General features: G+C 73.2%; 19 protein-coding genes and 1 pseudogene. 13 read left to right on the top strand and 7 right to left on the bottom strand.

The window, feature by feature from the left end; translation table 11 throughout:
* The first annotated feature begins 75 nt into the window (after positions 1-75).
* Both RM812_RS31695 and RM812_RS31700 read left to right on the top strand, forming a co-directional pair.
* The gene (locus RM812_RS31695) at positions 76-1,992 is read left to right on the top strand and encodes a sensor histidine kinase (protein WP_311580292.1); all 1,917 of its coding nucleotides are present in this window, start codon (positions 76-78) and stop codon (positions 1,990-1,992) included.
* Positions 1,989-2,660, top strand: a complete 672-nt coding sequence (locus RM812_RS31700; RefSeq protein WP_311580296.1) for a response regulator transcription factor — start codon at positions 1,989-1,991, stop codon at positions 2,658-2,660. The genes RM812_RS31695 and RM812_RS31700 overlap by 4 nt, the downstream gene beginning before the upstream one ends.
* Before the next feature lie 6 nt (positions 2,661-2,666).
* Here the strand turns inward: RM812_RS31700 and RM812_RS31705 are convergent, their stop codons facing one another.
* Complete coding sequence (locus RM812_RS31705) at positions 2,667-3,317, bottom strand: phosphatase PAP2 family protein (protein ID WP_311580299.1); 651 nt, start codon at positions 3,315-3,317, stop codon at positions 2,667-2,669.
* Between the two features lie 175 nt (positions 3,318-3,492).
* On the opposite strand from RM812_RS31705, the gene RM812_RS31710 reads away from it, so the two are divergent.
* Positions 3,493-4,338, top strand: coding sequence for a hypothetical protein (locus RM812_RS31710; RefSeq protein WP_311580303.1), 846 nt, complete (start codon positions 3,493-3,495; stop codon positions 4,336-4,338).
* Positions 4,339-4,462: 124 nt separating this feature from the next.
* Here the strand turns inward: RM812_RS31710 and disA are convergent, their stop codons facing one another.
* Both disA and radA read right to left on the bottom strand, forming a co-directional pair.
* The gene (disA, locus tag RM812_RS31715; protein WP_311580306.1) at positions 4,463-5,587 is read right to left on the bottom strand and encodes a DNA integrity scanning diadenylate cyclase DisA; all 1,125 of its coding nucleotides are present in this window, start codon (positions 5,585-5,587) and stop codon (positions 4,463-4,465) included.
* Between the two features lie 80 nt (positions 5,588-5,667).
* Positions 5,668-7,077 (bottom strand): DNA repair protein RadA, encoded by a 1,410-nt coding sequence (radA, locus tag RM812_RS31720; protein WP_311580309.1) that lies wholly within the window; start codon positions 7,075-7,077, stop codon positions 5,668-5,670.
* Positions 7,078-7,409: 332 nt separating this feature from the next.
* Here radA and RM812_RS31725 point away from each other — a divergent pair, with 332 nt between their 5' ends.
* The gene (locus RM812_RS31725; protein WP_449657852.1) at positions 7,410-9,167 is read left to right on the top strand and encodes a BACON domain-containing protein; all 1,758 of its coding nucleotides are present in this window, start codon (positions 7,410-7,412) and stop codon (positions 9,165-9,167) included.
* A 79-nt stretch (positions 9,168-9,246) separates the two neighbouring features.
* Here RM812_RS31725 and RM812_RS31730 read toward each other — a convergent pair whose 3' ends face one another.
* Positions 9,247-10,176: a hypothetical protein gene (locus RM812_RS31730; RefSeq protein WP_394816541.1), complete on the bottom strand. Its 930-nt coding sequence runs from the start codon at positions 10,174-10,176 to the stop codon at positions 9,247-9,249.
* Between the two features lie 71 nt (positions 10,177-10,247).
* Here RM812_RS31730 and RM812_RS31735 point away from each other — a divergent pair, with 71 nt between their 5' ends.
* The 4 genes and pseudogenes from RM812_RS31735 to ilvD all read left to right on the top strand — a co-directional run bounded on the left by RM812_RS31735 (position 10,248) and on the right by ilvD (position 14,494).
* On the top strand, positions 10,248-11,180 hold the full coding sequence (locus RM812_RS31735) for a Ppx/GppA phosphatase family protein (protein WP_311580312.1): 933 nt from the start codon (positions 10,248-10,250) through the stop codon (positions 11,178-11,180).
* Positions 11,181-11,337: 157 nt separating this feature from the next.
* Positions 11,338-12,177 carry a sugar phosphate isomerase/epimerase family protein gene (locus RM812_RS31740; protein ID WP_311580315.1) on the top strand — a complete coding sequence of 280 codons (840 nt, stop codon included), beginning with the start codon at positions 11,338-11,340 and terminating at the stop codon, positions 12,175-12,177.
* Positions 12,174-12,513, top strand: a pseudogene (locus RM812_RS31745) (helix-turn-helix domain-containing protein). Before RM812_RS31740 ends, RM812_RS31745 begins: the two are co-directional and overlap by 4 nt.
* A 127-nt stretch (positions 12,514-12,640) precedes the next feature.
* The gene (ilvD, locus tag RM812_RS31750; RefSeq protein ID WP_311580317.1) at positions 12,641-14,494 is read left to right on the top strand and encodes a dihydroxy-acid dehydratase; all 1,854 of its coding nucleotides are present in this window, start codon (positions 12,641-12,643) and stop codon (positions 14,492-14,494) included.
* A gap of 71 nt (positions 14,495-14,565) precedes the next feature.
* Here ilvD and RM812_RS31755 read toward each other — a convergent pair whose 3' ends face one another.
* Positions 14,566-16,701 (bottom strand): serine/threonine-protein kinase, encoded by a 2,136-nt coding sequence (locus tag RM812_RS31755; protein WP_311580319.1) that lies wholly within the window; start codon positions 16,699-16,701, stop codon positions 14,566-14,568.
* 183 nt (positions 16,702-16,884) lie between these two features.
* Between RM812_RS31755 and RM812_RS31760 the strand changes: the two genes are divergently transcribed.
* The 4 genes from RM812_RS31760 (at position 16,885) to proC (ending at position 20,156) form a co-directional block, all read left to right on the top strand.
* Complete coding sequence (locus tag RM812_RS31760) at positions 16,885-17,217, top strand: SH3 domain-containing protein (protein WP_311580323.1); 333 nt, start codon at positions 16,885-16,887, stop codon at positions 17,215-17,217.
* Between the two features lie 74 nt (positions 17,218-17,291).
* Positions 17,292-17,810, top strand: a complete 519-nt coding sequence (locus tag RM812_RS31765) for an EamA/RhaT family transporter (RefSeq protein ID WP_311580327.1) — start codon at positions 17,292-17,294, stop codon at positions 17,808-17,810.
* 302 nt (positions 17,811-18,112) lie between these two features.
* Positions 18,113-18,907, top strand: a complete 795-nt coding sequence (locus tag RM812_RS31770; RefSeq protein WP_311580330.1) for a class I SAM-dependent methyltransferase — start codon at positions 18,113-18,115, stop codon at positions 18,905-18,907.
* Positions 18,908-19,343: 436 nt separating this feature from the next.
* Entirely contained in the window at positions 19,344-20,156 is an 813-nt protein-coding gene (gene proC / locus RM812_RS31775) for a pyrroline-5-carboxylate reductase (RefSeq protein ID WP_311580333.1), read from the top strand.
* A 33-nt stretch (positions 20,157-20,189) separates the two neighbouring features.
* Here proC and RM812_RS31780 read toward each other — a convergent pair whose 3' ends face one another.
* Positions 20,190-20,774 carry a cysteine hydrolase family protein gene (locus tag RM812_RS31780; protein WP_311580336.1) on the bottom strand — a complete coding sequence of 195 codons (585 nt, stop codon included), beginning with the start codon at positions 20,772-20,774 and terminating at the stop codon, positions 20,190-20,192.
* 73 nt (positions 20,775-20,847) lie between these two features.
* Here RM812_RS31780 and RM812_RS31785 point away from each other — a divergent pair, with 73 nt between their 5' ends.
* Positions 20,848-21,861 (top strand): GlxA family transcriptional regulator, encoded by a 1,014-nt coding sequence (locus RM812_RS31785; protein WP_311580339.1) that lies wholly within the window; start codon positions 20,848-20,850, stop codon positions 21,859-21,861.
* On the opposite strand, the gene trpS is transcribed toward RM812_RS31785, so the two are convergent.
* On the bottom strand, positions 21,816-22,826 hold the full coding sequence (trpS, locus tag RM812_RS31790; protein WP_311580342.1) for a tryptophan--tRNA ligase: 1,011 nt from the start codon (positions 22,824-22,826) through the stop codon (positions 21,816-21,818). The genes RM812_RS31785 and trpS overlap by 46 nt on opposite strands.
* Between the last annotated feature and the right edge of the window lie 770 nt (positions 22,827-23,596).

Below are 23,596 nucleotides of genomic sequence, written 5' to 3' on the forward strand. Positions count from 1 at the left end.
GCCACCCGGAGGAGGCCACGACACCTGACGATCGGCAGGAGCGCCGCCCTGCCGGCCGCTTGTACCGTCGGCCGCATGGAAGGTACCCGTTCGGCCGATGCGGCCGGGACCGATGGGCACGCGGTGCGCGGTGCGGGCCTCGCCCCTGGTCGTCGTACCGCCCCCGGCAGCGATACCGGCGTCGGTCGCCGTGCCGCCCCCGGTCCCACCCCCGGGAGCGACAGCGCCGCCGGTCATGGTGCCGTCGGCGTCGCCTCCGGTGCCGTCCCCGGCAGCGATACCGGCGTCGGTCGCCGTGCCGCCCCCGGTCCCACCCCCGACGCTGTGCCCATCCCCGGCCCCGCCCCCGACACTGCCCCCATCCCCGGCCCCATCCCCGGCACTGCCCCCACCCCGCGGCGCGCCCGCGTCGCGGGGCTCGCTTCCCTGGGCAGAGGTGCCCTGCTCTGGGCCGTCCTCGTCCTCCCGGCGGTCTCCGCCGACCGGATCGGGCTGAACGAGCCGCGGACCCTCTGGCAGCAGCTGGCCGGCCTGGGAGTGCTCGGCGTGGCGGTCGCCCTGGCCCGGCGGCAGCCCCTCGGCTCCTTCCTGGTGACGGCCGGCCTGGGCCTGACCGCCGCCCCGGCCCTGTTCACCGTGTCCTACGGCCCGGCGCTCGGCACCTTCGCCCTGCTGCTCGGCCTGCGCGCGGAACGGGCGCGCCCCGCGGTGGCCGGCTTCGTCGCCGTCGGCGCGGTCGGCACGGCGCGGATCGTGCTCGTGGGAGTCGACCCGCCCCCCGAGTGCCTGGTCCTGACCTGCACACTGCTCTTCGGCTGTGTCTTCCCGTGGCTCGGCGGACGCTACTGGCGGCAGAGTCGCGCGCTGGCCGAGGCCGGCTGGCTCAGGGCGGCCCGGCTGGAGGACGAGCAGCGGCACGCCGAGGAACGGGCCCGGCTCCGGGAACGGGCCAGGATCGCCCAGGACATGCACGACTCCCTCGGCCACGAACTGAGCCTGCTCGCCCTGCGCGCCGCCGCCCTCCAGGTCGCCCCCGGCCTCGCCGACGGCCACCGGGCCGCCGCGGCCGACCTGCGCGGCGCCGCCGCCGACGCCACCGACCACCTGCACCGCATCATCGGCGTACTGCGCGAGGACGACGAGCCCGTCCCGCTGACCCCGGCGGGCGAGAGCGTCGAGGAGCTCGTCGCCCGCGCCGCCGAGTCGGGACTCCCCGTCCGCTGGGAAGCACCGGACACCGCCACCGCCACCGCCACCCCCGCCCCGGAGCCCGGCGGCATCGCCGAACGGCTGCTGCACCGGATCGTGCGCGAGGCGCTGACCAACGCGGCCCGGCACGCGCCGGGCGCCCCCGTCGTCGTAGCGGTCACCGGGCAGGCCCGCGGAACGACGGTCACCGTCACCAACGGACCTGCCACCGAGAAGGCGCCCCCGTCGTCGGGCGGTTCGGGCCTGCTCGGGCTGCGCGCCGCCGTCACCTCGGTCGGCGGCGACTTCCGGGCCGGCCCGCACGGGGACGGATTCCGGGTGCGGGCGCACGTCCCCGCACAGCAGACGATCGCTCCCGTCCCCCGGCCCGCCCCGGTGGCACCCCTCGCCGCCGCCCGCCGCCGCGTCGCCCTCGGCCTGGGCGCCGCCGCCGGCGTCGGCGCCGTGCTGGTCGGCGCTGCCTTCGGCTGGTACGCGTACACCGAGACGCACTCGGTGCTCACCCCGAGCGCGTACGCGAAACTGCGCCCGGGCACGCCGTACGACGAGGCCGCGGCCGTACTGCCGGACCGCGAGGCCCACGACCCGCCCACCGAACGCGCCCCCGCACCACCGGCGGACGCCGACTGCCGCTACTACCGGGCGAGCGGTGAACTCCTCACCTCCATCGACCACTTCCGGCTCTGCTTCGACGAGCGGGGACGGCTGCTCACCAAGGACGTCGTCCCCGGCGTCGGCCGACCACACGAGGAACACGAGGAACACGAGGAGTCCGCACGGTGATCCGGGTACTGCTGGCCGACGACGAGGCGATGGTGCGGGCCGGCGTGCGCGCCATCCTGGCGAGCGGCGGTGAGAGCGAGGTCGTCGCCGAGGCGGGTGACGGCCGCGAGGCGGTCGAACTGGCCCGCGCGCACCGCCCCGACGTCGCCCTGCTGGACATCCGCATGCCCCGCCTGGACGGCCTCGCGGCGGCCGAGGAGATCGTACGGACCGTCCCCGGCACCGCCGTCGCCATGCTGACCACGTTCTCCGAACAGGCCTACGTCGCCCGCGCGCTGGCCGCCGGCGCCACCGGCTTCCTCCTCAAGTCGGGGGACCCCTATGAACTGATGGCCGGCGTACGGGCCGTGGCGGAGGGCGCCGCCTTCCTGTCGCCGAAGGTCGCCCGGTACGTCATCGAGGACCTCGGCAGGGGCGGTGGCGGCGGTCGGCTCGCCCGCGAGGAGCACGCACGCGCGCGCGTGGCGCGCCTGAGCCCCCGCGAACGCGAGGTGCTCGGCCTCGTCGGCGCCGGCCTGTCCAACCCGGAGATCGCCGCCCGACTGCACCTCGTCGAGGGCACCGTGAAGGCGTATGTGAGCGCGGTCCTGGACCGGTTGGAGGTACGCAACCGGGTCCAGGCGGCGATCGTGGCGTACGAGGCGGGACTGGTCGAGGCGGGCGCCTGAGCGCGGTCAGCGGCGCCGGTGCGAGGTGACGTACGCCGTCGCGGGCACGGCGGCCGGACCCGGCCCGGTCAGCCACCGCACCGCGGGCGCCGACGACGCACGCATCGCCTCCGTCAGCCGGGTCACCGGCCGCGTGCCCAGGCGTACGGCCACGGCGGCGACGAGGGCGCCGAGCAACAGCCCGGCGGCGACGTCGTGCGGGTAGTGGACGCCGACGAACACCCTGGACAGGGCCATCAGAAGGGCGAGCGGGGCCGTCAGCCAGACGACCGCCCGCCGGACCAGGGCCAGGGTGACGGCCGAGGCGCCCGCTATCGTCGCGTGGTTGCTCGGGAAGGACCAGTCACCGGTCGGCGGGCACTCCACCAGGGACGGCACCGCCCCGGCGACCGCCCGGCACGGACGCTCCTGCGTGAAACCGGACTTGAGCAGTTCGCTGCACACGTACGCCACACCTGTGGCCACGGGTGCAAGGGCCGCGATCGCGAATGCGCGGTGGCTGCCGCGGCGCGACCGCCACCAGGCGACGACGAACAGCGCGCCGAACAACAGGATTCCCGCCTCCGTCCACACCTCCGCCGTGTGCTGCACCCACGTCGGGGTGTCGTGGGCGAAGCCGGTGATGTCGCGGTAGAGCTCGTCGTCCTCGAAGGTCATGGTCACGGACGGTAGTCAGAGCCGTGGTGCGGTCACACCCTGCGATCGACACGTACGGCACCTGACGATCGACAGGGGTGCCGGGCCTGTCTCCGGGATGATGATCCGTAAAAGTTGCCGCTCCAAGCGGTGGGTGGGACAAGGGAACGCGCCGATCTCTCGTACAGTTTGCGCCGTGGGATCTCTGCGCAATCCGGTCGGGCCGCTTCCCTCCACCATCTACTGGCGACGGAGGGCCGTACTGCTGTCTCTCTTCGCCCTGTTGGCGCTGCTGATCACGTGGGTCGTGGTCTCCGGCGGCGGGGGCGGCGGGAAGGGCCACGAGGACGGCGCCAACGGCAAGAACCCCGCGCCCTCGATCACTCCCGGGCCCTCGGGTTCCGGGCCGGCGATCAGTCAGGCCCCGGGCGGGCGGGACGAGTCGGGGAGCGGAGGCTCCGGCGGCTCGGGGTCGAGCGCGGGGTCCGGGGGCGGGGACGGTACGGGCGACGGATCCGGTTCCGGTGACGGTGGGTCCGGGGGCGGCGACGGTTCCGGCGGGAGCGACGGAGGTGGCTCCGCGGGCGGTGCGGCGACCGGCGTCGGCGCGGGCGACGCGCTGCCGAGCGGCTCCGGCCTGCCCAACTGCACCCCCGGGGCGGTCGAGTTGAGCCTGCGCAGCGTGCGCAACAACTACGCGCCCGGCCAGACGCCCACCTTCGAACTGACCGCGCGCAACACCTCCGGCAGCGACTGCAAGGTCGATCTCGGCCCGAAGCACGCGGTGTTGACGATCACGCCGACCGGCGGCGACGACGCGTACTGGTCGTCCGACGACTGCGTCAAGGGCACGGGGAGCCTGCAGTACCGGGTGGCCGCCGGCAGCGGCATCACCTACACCGTGAAGTGGGACCGCAAGCCGAGCGCCGCCGAGTGCGGGACGCCCGGGGCGGGGTCGGCCGGGGCGGGGACGTACCTGGTGGAGGTCGAGGCGGCGGGCTTCGCGAAGGTGCAGACGTCGTTCGTGCTGAAGAGCGACTGAGGCGACCGAGGCGAACGGCGACGGCGACGGCCGAGACGACACGGCGCGGGCGCGACCGCCGAGGCCGCACCCGCGCCGGACGTGACGCACAACGCTCCAGAAGTGAGGGTCCGGGCAGGACCCTCTAGACGTAACGCTCCAGGATCGACGACTCCGCCAGCCGCGACAGTCCCTCCCGCACACTGCGCGCGCGGGCCTCGCCGACACCGTCCACCGTCTGGAGGTCGTCCACGCTGGCGGCGAGCAGCTTCTGCAGGCCGCCGAAGTGCTCCACCAGGCGGTCGATGATCGCCCCCGGCAGCCGCGGCACCTTCGCCAACAGCCGGAAGCCGCGGGGCGACACGGCGGAGTCCAGGGTCTCGGGAGAGCCGGTGTATCCCAACGCGCGGGCCACCGTGATCAGTTCGAGCAGCTCGGCGTGGCTGAGCTTGTCCAGCTCGGTGAGCGCCTCGTCGACGGTACGGGAGCGCTTGGCCGTCGGCTCGGGCACGTAGTCCCGCACGACCAGCTCGCGTTCGGGTTCCACGCCGGCGATCAGCTCGTCGAGCTGGAGCGCCAGCAGGCGTCCGTCCGTGCCGAGCTCCACCACGTACTCGGCGATCTCGGTGGCGATGCGGCGCACCATCTCCAGCCGCTGGGAGACCGCCGAGACGTCCCGGACGGTGACCAGGTCCTCGATCTCCAGCGCCGACAGGGTGCCCGCGACCTCGTCGAGGCGGAGCTTGTAGCGCTCCAGGGTGGCCAGGGCCTGGTTGGCGCGGGAGAGGATCGCCGCGGAGTCCTCCAGGACGCGGCGCTGACCGTCGACGTAGAGGGCGATGAGCCGCATGGACTGGGAGACGGAGACGACGGGGAAGCCGACCTGCTTGCTGACCCGGTCCGCCGTACGGTGCCGGGTGCCCGTCTCCTCGGTGGGGATCGTGGGGTCGGGCAGCAGCTGCACGCCGGCCCGAAGGATCTTCGACAGGTCCGAGGACAGCACGATGCCGCCGTCCAGCTTGCACAGTTCGCGCAGCCGGGTCGCGGTGAACTCGACGTCCAGCACGAAGCCGCCCGTGCACATCGACTCGACGGTCTTGTCGGAGCCCAGCACGATCAGGCCGCCGGTGTTGCCGCGAAGGACCCGCTCCAGGCCGTCCCTCAGGGGCGTGCCGGGCGCCACGGCGCTCAGCGAGGCGCGCATCAGGCCATCGGCACCGGCACTCCCACCGGACTTTCCGGGAGCTGCTGCCCGGTCGTTGGCTGCCACTGCACTCCTCCGGTCGCAGGTTCTGGGCGCCCCCGTTTCGCGTACTCGGTTCGTACGGACGGGCGAGACCAGGGCAAAGTCTACCGGCGGTCCTCCGCCTCCCGTGGGGCCTCTCGCCGACGCGACCGCGGAAGCACCCGCAGCGCGTCCCCCATGTCCGCGACTTCCAGGACCTTCATGCCGTCAGGGACCCTGCCCGGATCGGTCGGTACCAAAGCGTGCGTGAAGCCCAGGCGGTGCGCCTCGGCGAGCCTGCGCTGCACGCCCGTGACCCGTCTCACCTCACCGGCGAGTCCGACCTCGCCGATCGCGACGAGGTTCTTGGGCAGCGGGGTGTCGCTCGCCGCACTCGCCAGCGCGAGGGCGACGGCGAGGTCGGCGGCCGGCTCGGACAGCTTCACGCCGCCGACCGTGGCGGAGTAGATGTCCCTCTTGCCCAGGGCGCTGATGCGACCGCGCTGCTCCAGGACGGCCAGCATCATGGACACGCGGGACGTCTCCAGGCCGGACGTCGTGCGCCGCGGGGACGGGATCTGGGAGTCGACGGTGAGCGCCTGCACCTCGGCCACCAGCGGGCGGCGGCCCTCCAGGGTGACGGTCAGGCAGGTGCCGGGGACGGGCTCGGCGCGGCGGGTGAGGAACAGCCCGCTGGGGTCGGCCAGGCCCGTGATGCCCTCGTCGTGCAGCTCGAAGCAGCCGACCTCGTCGGTGGTGCCGTAGCGGTTCTTGACGCCGCGCACCAGCCTGAGGCGCGCGTGGCGGTCGCCCTCGAAGTGCAGGACGACGTCCACGAGGTGCTCGAGCAGGCGGGGGCCGGCGATGGCCCCGTCCTTGGTGACGTGGCCCACGAGGAGGGTGGACATGCCGCGTTCCTTGGAGGCGCGGATCAGGGCGCCCGCCACCTCCCGCACCTGCGCCATGCCGCCGGGGGCGCCGTCGATCTCTGGGGAGGCCACCGTCTGCACGGAGTCGAGGATCAGCAGGGACGGCTTGAGCGCGTCCAGGTGGCCGAGGACCGCCGCGAGGTCGGTCTCGGCGGCCAGGTACAGATGGTCGTCGATGGCGTGGATGCGGTCGGCGCGCAGCCGCACCTGACTGGCCGACTCCTCACCCGTGATGTACAGGGTCTTGTGTTCCTCACTGGCCGACTTGGCCGCCACGTCCAGCAGCAGCGTGGACTTGCCGACACCGGGCTCGCCCGCGACGAGCACCACGGCACCGGGCACCAGCCCTCCGCCGAGCACCCGGTCCAGCTCGGGCACGCCGGTGGGGCGAGCGGTCGCCTGACGGCCGTCGACCTGGCCGATGGGCAGCGCGGAGGTGGTGACGCGCCCCGGTGTGGTCGTACGGACCGCGGGCGCGCCGTACTCCTCGACCGTGCCCCAGGCCTGGCACTCGGGGCAGCGGCCGAGCCACTTGGCCGTCTGCCAGCCGCACTCGGTGCAGCGGTAGGACGGCCGTTCCTTGGTGGTCTTCGTACGGGCAGCCATGCACGAACCGTAACCGCCCCCACTGACAGCCCGTCCCACGGCGACGAGGCCCGCCCCGCTCCGCCGCCCCGCCGCCATCTCGACCGGCCCGCCCGCCGCCACCTCGACCGGCCCGCCCTCCGGCCGGCCCGCCCCGGACGATCGGAGCCCCACACGGACCTCCCGGACCGCCCCCCGACAGGCCCCACACCCCCGAACGGGCCACCCGGCACCCTGAACCAGCCAGCGGAACACCGGCTTCCTGTCCCCTTATGAGCGATCGTTTCACCCGTACGGATTAAAACTGCCCAACGCGCCAGTCCGCGCCACCCATGGCCCCCTACGGTCGCCGGGTGATGAGGAGCAGTCCGGAGACCATGACCCGCACGACCGGCACACACCGGACACACCGGGAGGCGCGTGACCGCGCCGCGGCGCGCACGCTGGCGCAGCGGCCGCCCGCGCGCCACGCCGCGTACGACGCGCATCTGGACGGTCTGTTCACGTACTGCCTGTCCGTGCTCTGCGACCACGACGCCGCGACCGCCGCCCTGGGCGACGCCCTCGCGCTGGCCGAGCGCCGCGGCCACCGCGGACCCGCGTCCGCCGCGGACCGCAGGGCCTGGCTGTACGCGCTGGCCCGCTGGGCATGCCTGCGCAAGCTGGCCGAGGCCAAGCAGAAACGTACGAGCAGCCACGCGGCGGGCCGCCCCGTCCCCGGCCGTCGGCGCACCGCGCGGCAGCCCGCCATCCCGCCCGTGCCCCCGGCACCGTCGGCCGGGACCGACCAGGAGGCGCAGCGCCGCCGGCTGGCCCAGCTCGCCTGGCCGGAGGCGGCCGGCACCACCCCGGAGCAGCGCGAGGCCCTCGAACTCGCCGTGCGCCACCACCTGGCCGCCCACGAGGTGGCGGCCGTCCTCGGCATGGACCTGGCCGCCGCGCGGGAACTGCTCGCCTCGGCCGCCTGTGAGGTCGAGCGCACCCGCGCCGCCCTCGCCGTCGTCGAGTCCGGCACCTGTCCGGGCGTCGCCCGCCTCACCGGCGACAACCGGTACGTGCTGAGCGCCGCCCTGCGCCGCGAGCTGGTCCGGCACGTCGACGACTGCCCCCGCTGCCGCCGCGGCGCCGAGCGGGCGATCCCCGGCCGCTGGCCCGGTACGAGCGTGACGCCAGCCGAACTGCCCGTCCTGGAGGCACCCCGCGCGGCACTGCACCTCGCCATGGCGCACCCCCCGCGCGCGCGGGGCGCGGCCCCCCGCTTCGACCGGCGCGGCTTCCCGATGGACCCCAAGGACCGCGCGGCCCGGCGGGACCGTCTCCGCGCGCGTGCCGTCACCACGACCGTCGTGGCCACCGTCGTCGCGGCCCCCGTGCTCGCCCTGTGGGCGGCCTACCGCGGCACCCCGGTCGTCGAGGGCGAGGACGGCCGCTCGGCCAGCGCCCCCGAGGCACAGGGCCCCGGCGGTCTGGAGGGCGAGTCGGCGGGCGGCGGCTACGGCTACGAGAACGCCGGCAACGCGAGTACCAGACCCGGCGCCCGCTTCGGCGAGGACGGCAAGGCCGACGTCTCCGTGGAGGTCGTCAGCGTCTCCGGCGCCGGCGAGAAGGGCGCCGGCCACCTGCGGGTGACGGCCGGACACGACGGCGACACCACGCTCGTCACCCTGACCGCGACCGGCGACGCACCGGTGCACTGGTCCGCGTCCGTCGACGCCGCCTGGCTCTACCTGAGCCAGGCGTCGGGCACCCTCCGCCCCGGCGAGGCGTTGACGATCAGGGTGTACGTCGACCACCTGCGCGAGCCGTCCGGCCACTGGAGCGCACGGGTGGCCGTCTCGCCCGTCGGCGCCGTCGTCTCCATCGAGGGCTACGGCACCGCGCCCAGCGCCTCCCGCCCCGGCACGCCGGACGTCTCCCCGTCCCCGTCCGCCCCGGGCCCCGACCCGTCCCCGACGGCCTCGGCACCCCCCGACCCCACGCCCACCGGCGACCCGCCGCCCACGTCGCCGGACCCGGGCCCGACGTCCACCGAACCGTCCCCGACCGGAGGCACGGGCGGCTCGTCACCGCCGCCGGGCGACAGCGGCGACCCGAGCCGGTCCCCGGCCTAGCCAGAGCCTGTCTGACCATTGCCGCCTGCCGCGCTGCGGGCGGACGACGGGAATGGTCAGGCAGGCCCTGGCGCCGGGCTCAGCGGGCCGGGTCCGCCGGGTGCGGCGCCACCAGCGGCAGCTGCGAGGCCAGCCGCTCCTCGCACAGCTCGACCAGCCGGTCGTAGCCCGCCTTGCCCATCAGCTCGATCAGCTCCGGCCGGTACGAGACGTACACCGGGTCGCCCGCGCCGTGCGCCGAGGTCGCCGACGTGCACCACCAGTGCAGGTCGTGCCCGCCCGGCCCCCAGCCGCGGCGGTCGTACTCACCGATCGACACCTGGAGCACACGCGTGTCGTCGGGCCGGTCGATCCACTCGTACGTCCGCCGGACCGGAAGCTGCCAGCACACGTCCGGCTTGGTCTCCAGGGGCTCGCGGCCCTCCCTCAGGGCCAGGATGTGCAGCGAGCAACCCGCGCCGCCGGAGAAGCCGGGGCGGTTCTGGAAGATGCACGAGCCCTGGTACGGGCGGGTCTGGCGGGAGCCCTCGTCGTCCTCGGAGACCCAGCCGTGCTCGGTGCCCTCGGCGTGGTGCTGCCAGATGTCCGGCGTGAGCCGCGCCACGTGCCCGGCGACCCGCTTCTCGTCGTCCTCGTCGGAGAAGTGGGCGCCCAGGGTGCAGCACCCGTCGTCCGCGCGGCCCGCCTGGATGCCCTGGCAGCCGCTGCCGAAGATGCAGTTCCAGCGGGAGGTCAGCCAGGTCAGATCGCACCGGAAGACCTGCTCGTCGTCCGCCGGATCCGGAAACTCCACCCACGCGCGCGCGAAGTCGAGACCCTTCTCGTCGCCCCCCGAAGAAACCCCCGAAGAACCCGCCGAAGACCCCACAGGAGACCCCGCAGAAGAGCGCGCCGAAGGACCCGTGGCCGCCATACCGCCCAGCACGTCCCTCTTGTCCTTCTTGGTCTTCTTGCTGCCCTTGTCCTTCTTGGTCGGCTTTTCGTCCTTCGCCTTTTTCGTCTTTGGCACCAGTCCAGGGTAAGTCGCCCGGACCGCGGGAGGGCACCGCTGCCCGCCCCGCTCGCAGTAGCGTTCCGTACATGAGACTCGGTGTCCTCGACGTGGGTTCGAACACGGTGCATCTGCTGGTGGTGGACGCGCACCCGGGCGCGCGCCCGCTGCCCGCGCACTCGCACAAGGTGGAGCTGCGCCTCGCCCAACTCCTCGACGACGCCGGGGCGATCGGCCCCGACGGCGTCGACCGGCTGGTCGCGGTCGTCAAGGAGGCACTGCAGGCCGCGGAGGACAAGGGCGTCGAGGACCTCCTGCCGTTCGCCACCTCCGCCGTGCGCGAGGCGAGCAACGCCGACGACGTCCTCGCGCGCGTGCGGGCCGAGACCGGCGTCGAGCTGACGGTCCTCTCCGGCGCCGAGGAGGCCCGGCTCACCTTCCTGGCCGTCCGCCGGTGGTTCGGCTGGTCCGCCGGCCGGCTGCTGGTCCTGGACATCGGCGGCGGTTCCCTGGAGATGGCCTACGGCATCGACGAGGAACCCGACACCGCCGTGTCGCTGCCGCTCGGCGCGGGCCGGCTGACCGCCTCCTGGCTGCCCGGCGACCCGCCCCACCCGGACGACGTGAGGGCGCTGCGCCGCCACGTCCGCACGGAGATCGCCCGTACGGTCGGCGACTTCAGCCGCTTCGGCGCCCCCGACCACGTGGTCGCCACCTCCAAGACCTTCAGGCAGCTGGCCCGCATCGCCGGCGCCGCCCGCTCCGCCGAGGGCCTCTACGTCCAGCGCGAGCTGAAGCGGGTCTCCCTCGAGGCCTGGGTGCCCCGCCTGGCCGCCATGACCGCCGGCGAGCGCGCCGAGCTCCCCGGCGTCTCGGACGGCCGCGCGAACCAGCTCCTGGCCGGCGCCCTGGTGGCCGAGGCCGCGATGGACCTCCTGCGCGTGGAGAACCTGGAGATCTGCCCGTGGGCGCTGCGCGAGGGCGTGATCCTGCGCAGCCTGGATCACATGGGTCAGGGATGACCCACCCCGAAAAGAACGCGGGGCGGCCGTGTCACTGTCGGCTCCGCCGCGTGGGCGCGAGCGACCACGGCAAACCCGCACCCGCGCGTATGGCAATCACCACAACGGCCAGCAGGTACTCCGCACCCCCCAACCCTCACCCCGTAACCTGACCCTCGTGGCAGAACCAAGGGACGTTGTCCGCATCCCGGACGCGAAGGTCGCCCTGTCGACGGCTTCCGTCTACCCGGAGTCGACGGCGACGGCCTTCGAGATCGCCGCACGCCTCGGATACGACGGGGTCGAGGTCATGGTGTGGACCGATCCGGTCAGCCAGGACCTCGACGCGCTGCGCAGGCTCAGCGACTACCACCGGATGCCGATCCTGGCCGTGCACGCCCCCTGCCTGCTCATCACGCAGCGCGTCTGGTCCACCGACCCCTGGGTCAAGCTCCAGCGCGCCCGGGCCGCCGCCGAGAAGCTCGGCGCGTCCGCCGTCGTCGTCCACCCGCCGTTCCGCTGGCAGCGGCAGTACGCCCGGGACTTCGTCGACGGCATCTGGCGGATGGCGAACGAGACGGACGTGCGGTTCGCCGTCGAGAACATGTACCCCTGGCGCTACCGCGACCGCGAGATGCAGGCGTACGCCCCCGACTGGGACGTGACCAAGGACGACTACCGCCACTTCACGATCGACCTCAGCCACGCCGCCACGTCCCGCACCGACACCCTCGACATGCTCGACCGCATGAGCGACCGCCTCGGCCACGTCCACCTCGCCGACGGCAAGGGCTCCGCCAAGGACGAGCACCTCGTCCCCGGTCGCGGCGACCAGCCCTGCGCGGAGGTGCTGGAGCGCCTCGCGCACATCGGCTTCGACGGCCATGTCGTCATCGAGGTCAACACCCGACGCGCGATGTCGAGCGCCGAACGTGAGGCCGATCTCGCCGAGGCGCTGGCCTTCACCCGCCTGCACCTGGCGTCGGCGGCCCCGTCGGCGAAGGCGCACCGGCGGTGAGCGAGGCCGTCGGGGGTACCCGCCGCCGCGGTCGCCCCCCCGCACGGAGTCCGCCGGCACCCGCGACCGCATCCTCACCGCGGCCCGTGAGGAGTTCTCCGGGCGCGGCTACGAGAAGACGTCCGTACGCGGCATCGCCAAGGCGGCCGGGGTGGACCCGGCGCTCGCGCACCACTGCTTCGGTACCAAGGAGCAGGTCGCCGAGCCGACGGCGGCGCAGCTGGTGGGGTGCGCGATGCTCCGCTAAGTGAGGTGGAGCACCTGGCCTCGGCGGACCCGGAGCGGATCATCGCGCGGGTGGCACCGGTCGTACAGCAACACCTCACCGGCCCCTGAGATCGCCTTCGGCGGAGCCGAGCCGTCCACGAGACGCGCGTCCCGTATTTCGGACGCCCCGTCCCGATCCCTGGATGACCGGCGTACGCTCGACGGCAGTCATAACTCTCCGAAGGAGCGAGCGACGATGCCCGAACTGAGGTCCCGCACAGTCACCCACGGCCGCAACATGGCGGGCGCCCGCGCCCTTATGCGCGCCTCCGGTGTACCCGGCGCGGACATCGGGCGGAAGCCGATCATCGCCGTCGCCAACAGCTTCACGGAGTTCGTGCCGGGCCACACGCACCTCGCCCCGGTCGGCCGGATCGTCAGCGAGGCGGTCGTCGCGGCCGGCGGCATCCCCCGCGAGTTCAACACGATCGCCGTCGACGACGGCATCGCCATGGGCCACGGCGGCATGCTCTACTCCCTGCCTTCCCGCGACCTGATCGCGGACAGCGTGGAGTACATGGTCGAGGCCCACTGCGCCGACGCCCTGATCTGCATCTCCAACTGCGACAAGATCACCCCGGGCATGCTCAACGCGGCCCTGCGGCTGAACATCCCGACGGTCTTCGTCTCCGGCGGCCCGATGGAGTCCGGCCGCGCCACCCTGGTCGACGGCACGGTCCGCACGCTGGACCTGGTCGACGCGATGTCGGAGGCGGTCAACGACAAGATCTCCGACGCGGACATCCTCCGGATCGAGGAGAACGCCTGTCCCACCTGCGGCTCCTGCTCCGGCATGTTCACCGCCAACTCGATGAACTGCCTGACCGAGGCCATCGGTCTCTCCCTCCCGGGCAACGGCTCGGTCCTGGCCACCCACACCGCCCGCAAGGCGCTCTACGAGAACGCCGCGCACACGGTGCTCGACCTGACCCGCCGCTACTACGAGCAGGACGACGACTCGGTCCTGCCCCGCAACATCGCGACCGCAGCGGCCTTCGAGAACGCCATGGCGCTGGACATCGCGATGGGCGGCTCCACCAACACGATCCTGCACCTGCTGGCCGCCGCCCAGGAGGCGGAGGTCCCCTTCGGCCTCACGGAGATGGACGCCCTCTCGCGCCGCGTCCCGTGCCTCGCCAAGGTCGCGCCCAACGTCGCCAAGGACCGCACGTACTACATGGAGGACGTGCACCGCGCCGGCGGCATCCCCGCCCTCCTCGGTGAACTGCACCGCGGGGGCCTGCTCAACGAGGACGTCCACTCCGTGCACAGCCCGTCCCTGGCCGACTGGCTGAAGACCTGGGACGTGCGCGGCGGCTCCCCGTCGCAGGAGGCGGTCGAGCTGTGGCACGCCGCTCCCGGATGTGTGCGGTCGGCGGAGGCCTTCTCCCAGTCCGAGCGCTGGGACTCCCTGGACGAGGACGCCGAGGGCGGCTGCATCCGCTCCGTCGAGCACGCCTACTCCAAGGACGGCGGCCTCGCGGTCCTGCGCGGCAACCTCGCCGTGGACGGCTGCGTGGTGAAGACGGCCGGCGTCGACGAGTCCATCTGGACCTTCGAGGGCCCGGCGGTCGTCTGCGAGTCGCAGGAGGAAGCCGTCCAGAAGATCCTCACCCAGCAGGTCAAGGAGGGCGACGTCGTCGTCATCCGCTACGAGGGCCCCAAGGGCGGCCCCGGCATGCAGGAGATGCTCTACCCGACCTCGTACCTGAAGGGCCGCGGCCTCGGAAAGGCCTGCGCCCTGGTCACCGACGGCCGCTTCTCCGGCGGCACCTCGGGCCTGTCCATCGGCCACGCCTCGCCGGAGGCGGCGGCCGGCGGCACCATCGCCCTGGTCGAGGACGGCGACCGCATCCGCATCGACATCCCGAACCGCTCCATCGAGCTGCTGGTGGACGACGCCGAGCTGGCCCGCCGCGAGCAGGCCCTGAACGGCGTGTACGCCCCGAAGAACCGCGACCGCAAGGTCTCCGCGGCCCTGAAGGCGTACGCCGCGATGGCGACGAGCGCGGACAAGGGCGCGGTGCGCGACGTGACCAAGCTGGGCTGACCGGCCTCGGCCTGGCTCCGGTCCGGCTGGGCCCGGTCCCGGCCTGGCCCGGACTCGCGGGCCCGCGGCCGTTACCAGGCGGCCGGGTCCCCTCCCGCCACGCCGAACACGGTCCCGTCGGGCGCCCCGGCGTAGACGTGGCCGCCCGCGAGCACGGGCTCGGGCAGCGCAGCGGGGACACGGTCGGAGTCGGCACCGAGACGCGGGCGCGTCTGCCCGAGGAGCCTGCCCTTCAGGGCGTCCACGCCGAGGAGCCGCCCGTCGGGAGCGGTGACGTACACGTGCCGCCCGTCGGAGACGGGCACCGAGCCCCGGCTCACGCCCGTCTCCAGCCGCCAACGCTGGGATCCCGCGGCCATGTCGACGGCGACCAGTGAGCCGCCCGCGCCCATGAGGTACACGGTGGCCCCGTGCACGCCGGCCTCCGCCTGCTCGACCGGCACCGGCAGCGTCACCCGGCGGGTGGATCCGGTGCCGGGCGTGTGGCGGACCACGGCCTGTGCGTTCCCGTGGACGGCGCCGCCCCCGAGGAAGTACACGGACCCGTCCGCCGCCCCCACGGGCGTCAGCGCCCCTTCCAGATCGGCGTTCCACCGCACCTCGCCCGTCACCGGGTCCACCGCGGTGACGTGCGTGCTCGCCCCGTCCCCGGACACGGTCGTCGCGTACGCCGAAGGGTCCCCGGCGAACGAGGTGAAGTACGGCACGGACTGCCCCGGGATCCGGTGGGACCACTTGGTCCGGCCCGAGGCGCTGTCCACGCCGGTGACCGTCCCGTCCGCGCGGGTGAGCAGCAGCATGTCGCCCACGCACCGCAGTCCGTCGTACTCGGGCATGTCCTCCTGCCACACCGGCCTGCCCGTGGCGGGGTCGAGCGCCTCCAGGTCACCGATCAGGCCGACCTCGGGCTGCACGAGCCCGCCCGAGACGACCGGTGGTTCGTTCCGCGTCGCCTCCACGACCTCGTGCCGCCACAGCGTGCGGCCGTCGGCCGGATCCAGCGCGAAGACCAGGCCGGGCCGCGCGCACAGCAGCCTCTCGGGCCCGTACGAGCACTGGGGCATGCCACCACCCTCCGCGTCAGCCACCGTCTCCCACGCGCCGAAGCCGCCCGACGTGCTCTGCGCGGCGGCGGTCCTGCGCGCCGGTTCGGCGCTGTCGAGCACCTGGACCGAGGCGAGGCCGCCGGTCACGGCGAGGAAGAGCGCCCCTGCCACCAGGGACGCCCGCGTGCTGAGACGCCGTACGGGCCGCCTGGCCGGCGCGTCCCCCCTGGGCTCGGGCGAGTCGCCCGCCGGGGCTTCCGGGGCTTCCGGGGCTTCCGGAGTGTCGGCGTCCCCTGTCCGCTGCGCGGGTATGAACGCCTGCGTGTCGTACGACGCCGCCACCGACCGCAGCCGCAACATCAGCTCGTCCGGCGTGGGCCGCTCGTCGGGCTCCTTGGCGAGGCACCGCAGCACCAGCGGCGCGAGCGTCTCCGGCACGCCGGTCAGGTCGGGCTCGTCGTGCACCACCTGATAGGCGACGACGTACGGACTGTCGGAGTCGAAGGGCCCGCGCCCGGTCGCCGCGTGCACCATCAGCGAGCCGAGCGCGAAGACGTCGGCCGCGGGGCCCACCTCCCGGGGCCGCCGGAACTGCTCGGGCGCCATGAACGGCGGCGTACCGATCAACTTCCCGGTCTCGGTCCGCAGTTCACTGTCCTTGGGCCGGGAGATGCCGAAGTCGATGACCTTCGGACCGTCCTCGGCGAGCAGCACGTTGCTCGGCTTGAGGTCCCGGTGGACGACCCCGACCCGGTGGATGTCCCGCAGCGCCTCGGCGAGCCCGGCCATCAGCCGGCGCAACTGGGCCGGGTCCATCGGCCCGTTCCGCTTCACCTCTTCCGAGAGCGTCGGCCCGGGAATGAACAGTGTGGCCATCCACGGCCGTTCGGCATCCGGGTCGGCGTCGACGACCGGCGCGGTGAAGGCCCCGCTCACCCGCCGCGCGGCGGCCACCTCCTGCCGGAACCGCCCTCTGAACTCTGGGTCCATGGCGTACCGGGCGTGCACGACCTTCACCGCGACCCGCATCCCGGAGGTGCTCCGGGCCAGGTGCACGACCCCCATGCCACCCGAGCCCAGGCAGGACTCCAGGTGGTAGTGACCGGCGTACTCCGGAAGTTCCGCTTCCGCGCCCGCTCCGGCGTTCTCCTGTGGCGCCATGGGACCACCCCCGTGCTGTTCCGTAGCGCGCGCGACGCTCGGAGCCTAGTCGATGAGTCGTACGGGGCCGAGGAGGCTTGCTAGCCTCCGCGTGCGAGTTGCGAACTCGCGTTTCACTTCCCGTTACAGGGGAATCAACGTGGCCCCACGACAGCCGTGGGGTTCAACGGGGGAGGTCTTCTCATGTCTGTCGACCAGATCGCGCAATCCGGAGGCGGGGACGAGGACGCGACCGCGGAGGCCGTCACCACGGCGGCTGCCACGGCCCTGCGCTCCTACCCGGTCGCGCCGGGCTACCGGGTCAACGTCCGCAGCGGTCCCGGCACCGGCTACTCCGTCGTACGGGTCCTGCCCGAGGGCTCCTCGGTCGTGATCAGCTGCCAGACGCCGGGTACGAGGGTGTCGGGCCCGTACGGCACCTCGTCCATCTGGGACAAGATCGGCAACGGCCAGTACATCTCCGACGCGTACGTCCGCACCGGCAGCGACGGCTACGTCGCTCCCCGCTGCTCCTAGGGCCCCCGGCCCCGAGCCCACCCGGCCCCGAGCCCACCCGGAGCCCGCGGCACCTCCGGCGCCATAATCGACCCGTGAGCGCAGAGAACGGCAAGAACGGCACCCCGGACACCCCCGCGGGCTCCACGCCCCCCACCGGCCCCCGCCCCGAACCCCTCCGGTTCTACGGCACGACCTGGGTGAACCACGACAACGGCTACGCCGCCCGCCGGGCCGGCCTGGCCGTCGGTTCCCTCGCCGCGGCGGCCGCCGCCTGTTTCGTGCTCCGCATCGCCTACCAGGGCCTCCAGATCGCCGACATCGGCAGCTTCGTCTCGCTGCTGATGATCGTGATGTTCGCGATCTGCAGCGCCCTGGCCTTCCGCCACACCTGGTCGGGCTTCACCAGCCGGCCCGACCCCGACCGCCAGGCCTCCCTGCGCGGTCTGCTGGCCGTCGGCTTCGTCGGCTCGCTCCTGGCCTACTTCTTCCGCACCTTCACCGAGGCCCCGGGCGAGAAACTCCACCGCGCCGAGTACGACAAGGCCCGCGAGGACTACGAGAAGCGCACCACCCGCCGCTCGGGCAACCCGTCGAAGAAACGCCGCCGCTAGTGCCGCAACAGGCAACGTTCGCCCCGTCGCGACGCCCGGCACGCACTCTCGCCGCACCGGCCGAAAGCCCGAGTACGTCCAGTACGAGGGCTTCCGGCCGGCACGCCGAGAGCACGCACCGGACGCCGCTCCTTACCGGGCAAACGTTGCCTGCCGCGGCACTAGCCGCCGCCGGCCGCCCGTGCAACGGCCGGGTCCACGCCGCCCCACCTGCTCGGCACGTCGGCCCGACCGGTCGGCCGATGGTCAACGCCCGTGAAAACCCCCGGTGCGCAGCCCCGCCGTCCGGCCACGATGGCCGTATGACGACATCCCGGACCACACCTTCCCCCGCCTCCCACACCGCCCGCGCCCACTCCTTCAACGCCGCCGCGGCCCAGTACGCCGCCAGCCGCCCCTCCTACCCGCCCGCCCTCTTCGACGCGCTGGAGGAACTGGCCGGCCGCCCCCTGTCCGGCTCCCGCGTCGTGGACGTGGGCGCCGGTACGGGCATCGCCACCGCCCGCCTGCACGCGCGCGGCGCCGACGTCGTCGCCGTCGAACCCGGCGCCGGCATGGCGGCCGAGTTCCGCCGCACCCTGCCCGACGTGCCGATCGTCCAGGGCAACGGCAACGCCCTCCCGCTCGTCGGCCACTGCGCCGACTTCCTCACCTACGCCCAGGCCTGGCACTGGACCGACCCCGCCCTGGCGGTCCCGGAGGCACTGCGCGTGCTGCGCCCGGGCGGCGCGCTCGCACTGTGGTGGAACACCGACGCCCTCGACGTGCCGTGGATCGCGGCGGCCGCCGAGCGCGTCGAGCACCACTTCGGGCTGGACGTCTCCGCCGAGAAGCGGAACGTCCACCCCCGCGTCGCCGACCCCACCGGCCGCCTCGACTTCGCCCTCCGCCGGATCCGCTGGAGCCGCCGGGTCCCCCTCGACACGCACCTGGCCAACCTCGGCAGCCACTCGGTCTTCCTGACCCACGGCGCGGACCGCGGCGCGGCCTTCCTGGCCGAGGAGCGGAAGCACCTCCTGGCCGTCTTCCCCGACGGCACGGTCGAGGAGACCTACGACGTCCTGCTCCTGCTCGCCAGGACACCGGCGAGCGCTTGACGGCACCCGGGCGGGAGAGGAGTAATTCACCATCTGACGGATTACTCCCCCCGGCCCACCCAACGGCCCCGACAGCCCCGACAGCCCCGACAGCCCCGATAGCCCCGACAGCCAGGGCGGCCAAGGCGGCACCCCCGCCGTCCACGCGGATAGCCTCACCGTCGTCCGCGGCCCCCGCCCCGTCCTGCGCGCCTTCGAGGTCACCGTCCCGCGCGGCCGGATCACCGGCCTTCGCGGCCCCTCCGGCTGCGGCAATTCGACCCCTCATGCGCGCGGTCGTCGGCACCCAGGCCAAGTCACCGGCACCCTGGACGTCCTCGGCCGCCCCACCGGCATCCCGCCCACCGGACGCCCCGCCCGCGCCCGCTCCCAGGGTGCGAGGATGACGCCGACGGACGACGCACCCGAGACAGGGCACCGGAGGGCACCGAAAGCCATGACCCAGAAAGTCGCAGTCCTCGGCACCGGAAAGATCGGCGAAGCCCTGCTCAGCGGAATGATCGGAGCCGGCTGGGCACCCGCCGACCTCCTGGTCACCGCCCGCCGCCAGGAGCGGGCCGACGAACTCCGCACCCGCTACGGCGTCACCCCGGTCACCAACGCCGAGGCCGCCAAGACCGCCGACACCCTGATCCTCACGGTAAAGCCGCAGGACATGGGCACGCTCCTCGACGAACTCGCCCCGCACGTGCCGGCCGACCGCCTGGTCATCAGCGGCGCCGCAGGCATCCCGACCTCCTTCTTCGAGGACCGCCTCGCCACCGGCACCCCGGTGGTCCGCGTCATGACGAACACCCCCGCCCTCGTCGACGAGGCCATGTCCGTCATCTCCGCCGGCACCCACGCCACCGCCGCCCACCTCGCCCACGCCGAGGAGATCTTCGGCGCCGTCGGCAAGACGCTCCGCGTCCCCGAGTCCCAGCAGGACGCCTGCACGGCCCTCTCCGGCTCCGGCCCCGCGTACTTCTTCTACCTGGTCGAAGCCATGACCGACGCCGGCATCCTCCTCGGCCTGCCCCGCGACAAGGCCCACGACCTGATCGTCCAGTCCGCGATCGGCGCCGCGAAGATGCTCCGCGACAGCGGCGAACACCCGGTCAAGCTCCGCGAGAACGTCACGTCCCCCGCCGGCACCACGATCAACGCCATCCGCGAACTGGAGAACCACGGCGTCCGCGCGGCCCTCATCGCCGCCCTGGAAGCCGCCCGCGACCGCAGCCGCGAACTCGCCTCCGGAACCAAGGACTGACCTCCCGGATCCCCGGCCACCCCGCGCGCGGGCTCACTTCGCCGAGGTCACGACGTCCTCCGTCGTGACCACCTCCGCGAATCCGCCCCCGTGCAGCGACACCGCCGTCGCCCGCGCCAGCTCGTCCGCGCTCCGCCGCCAGCCGAAGGGCCCCTCCAGACCGAAGGTGTACGTCGCGTCGAGGGCGACCACGACCTCGTACCCGAGGTTCCCGCCCATCCGCGCCGTCGTCTCGACGCACATGTTCGTCTGAATACCGGCCAGCACGACCTGCGAGATCCCCGCCTCCCGAAGCCAGGCCCCCAGGTCCGGCGTCCCGAGGAACGCCGAGTTCACGCTCTTCGTCACCAGCAGCTCGGCCCCGCTCCCCTTCCCGCGCCGCCGCTCCACGTACTCCTTGAACCCGTTCCCCTCGTACCCGACCCGCAGCGGCGACCCGGGCTTGACCGAGTCGTGCCGCACGAACACGACCGGCCGCCCGGTCGACTGCCATACGTCGATGAGAGCGGCGATGTTGTCGTCCGCCGCCGGATTGTTGCGCGTCCCCCAGAAGTCGACCTCCTCGAACCCCCGCTGTACGTCCACGACCACCAATGCTGCGTTCTCCGCGATGTCCATGCCCCGATCGTGCCGCCGGGCGCCTCCACTCCCCAGAGGGAGGAAAGTCAGCGATCGATGGTTTACTGCCACCATGGCAGCGACAGCGACAGCCATCACCCCAGCCCCCGCCCCATACCGCGTCGCCCTCGTGGCCTTCCCCGGTGTCCGGGCCTTCGACGTCTCCGTCATCACCGAGGTCTGGGGCACCGACCGCACCGACCGCGGCGCCCCGGCCTTCGACCTCCGCCGAGCCACCGCCGACGGCACGACCCCGGTCCCCATGCGCGGCGGCCTCGCCCTGCACCCCGACCGCGCCCTCGGCTGGCTGGACCGCGCCGACCTCGTCGTGGTGCCCGGCCTCGACGACCACCTCACCCCCGCGCCGGCCCCCGTCCTGGACGCCCTCCGCCGCGCCCACGCCCGCGGCACCACCGTCGCCGCCCTGTGCGGCGGCGCCTTCACCCTCGCCCAGGCCGGACTCCTCGACGGCCGCCGCGCCATCACCCACTGGAGGCTGATCGACCTCCTGCGCGCCCGGCACCCTCGCGTCACGGTCGTCCCCGACGCCCTCTTCATCGAGGACGACAACATCTGGACCGCCGCCGGCACGGCGGCCGGCATCGACCTCTGCCTTCACCTGGTCCGCCTGGCCCACGGCGCCGAAGCCGCCGCCACCATCGCCCGCTCGATGGTCACCGCCCCCTTCCGCACCGGCACCCAGGCCCAGTTCATCGAGCACCCCACACCCCGCGCCGACCGGGACGCCGACACCCTCGCCGCCGTCCGCGAACACGCCCTGCGCCACCTCCACGAGCCCCTGACGGTCGCCGACCTGGCCGCCCGCGCCGGCATGTCCCCGCGCTCGTTCGCCCGCCACTTCACCGCGGCCACCGGCACCACCCCACTGCGCTGGCTCCTCGACCAGCGTGTCGCCGCCGCCCAGAAGCTCCTGGAACGCACCGACCTGCCGATGCCCGAGGTCGCCCGCCGGGCCGGGTTCGGCAGCGAGGTCACGATGCGCCAGCACTTCGCATCGCGCCTCGCCACCAGCCCCCGCGCCTACCGGGCCGCGTTCACGGGCGGCAGCAGCCCGATCGCCCGGTAGGCGGCATCCACGGTCGGGCGGGCCATGGCCCGGGCCTTCTCCGCGCCCTCCCGGAGCACGCCCTCCACGTACCCGGGATCCGCGCACAGCTCCTTGTGCCGCTCCTGCACGGGCCGCAGCACCTCGACGACGGCCTCGGCGGTGTCCTTCTTCAAGGCGCCGTACGAGTCGTACGCACCCGCCAGCTCTTCCGGATCCACCCCCGTGCAGGCGGCGAGGATCTCCAGCAGGTTCGCGAGCCCCGGCCGCGCCTCCCGGTCGTACACGACCTCGCGCCCGCTGTCGGTCAGGGCCCGCATCACCTTCTTCCGCACCACGTCCGGCTCGTCCAGCAGATAGACGATCCCCGGACCGACGTCATCGCTCTTGCCCATCTTCGACGCCGGGTCCTGCAGATTCATCACCCGGGCCGCCACCGCGGGATTCGTGGCCCGCGGCACGACGAACGTGTGCCCGTACCGCTGGTTGAACCGCACCGCGAGATCACGCGCCAGCTCCACATGCTGGGTCTGGTCATGCCCGACCGGCACGTCGTCGGTCCCGTACGCCAGGATGTCGGCGGCCATCAGCACGGGATACGTCAGCAGTGACAGCCGCACACTCCCGCCCCGCTCCCGCTCCCGGACGGCCTTCTCCTTGTACTGGATCATCCGCCGCATCTCCCCGTCGGTGGCGACGCACTCCAGTACGTACGACAGCCGGGCGTGCTCGTCCACGTGACTCTGCACGAACACGGTGCACAGCTCCGGGTCCAGCCCTGCCGCCAGCAGCAGCGACGCCGTCTGCCGACTCAGCCTGCGCACCCGCGCCGGATCGTGGTCCACGGTCAGCGCGTGCAGGTCGACGACGCAGAACAACGCGTCCGATCGGTGCTGGTCCTCCGCGGCCCACTGCCGCATGGCTCCCAGGTAGTTCCCCAGCGTCAGGTGCCCGGTCGGCTTGACCCCACTGAAGACCCGTGTCATCTCTCCACCTCCTGGTCAGGGCCGCCGCCACCCGCCGGCCGCCCCTCCTGGAGGGAGATACGAGAACGGCCGCCGAAGCGGCGGCCGTCGAGTGCATACGTGAGTACGGCCGCCGTCAGGCGGCCCACCAGAGCTGGTCACACGTACGCGTCATCACGCGTCCAAGAGTACGTCTCCAGCGGGCAGGCCGCCCTGGAGTTGACACGCCAGGTCCGCACTCGTAGTGTTCTCCGAGTTGTCCGACGTGAGCGCCGACCCCGGTCGGTCCCCGGACAGCGATTCCGCAGGTACCAACCACTTCTCGACGAGCAGTCGTACTGTTCGGCGTCGTCGTGTCATGGGCGCGTGTATTTACGGAATGCAGGAATCCACGTTCGAAAGGACGCGGCCCCCGATTAGCTCGGGAGCCGGGAATCCGCTAGAGTCTCACTCGTCGGAACGGCCCAACAGCCGGAAAGACGACCCCCTCTGACGGGGAATCAGGGCCCGAAAGGATCTGATAGAGTCGGAACCGCCGGAAAGGGAAACGCGGAAGCGGGAACCTGGAAAGCACCGAGGAAATCGGATCGGAAAAGGATCTGATAGAGTCGGAAACGCAAGACCGAAGGGAAGCGCCCGGAGGAAAGCCCGAGAGTATCGGGTCAGTACAAAGGAAGCGTCCGTTCCTTGAGAACTCAACAGCGTGCCAAAAGTCAACGCCAGATATGTTGATACCCCGTCTCCGGCCGCACGGTCGGGACGAGGTTCCTTTGAAAAAACACAGCGAGGAC

Origin of the sequence: Streptomyces lancefieldiae (genome assembly GCF_031845825.1) — a bacterium.
Classification (GTDB): Bacteria; Actinomycetota; Actinomycetes; order Streptomycetales; family Streptomycetaceae; genus Streptomyces; species Streptomyces lancefieldiae.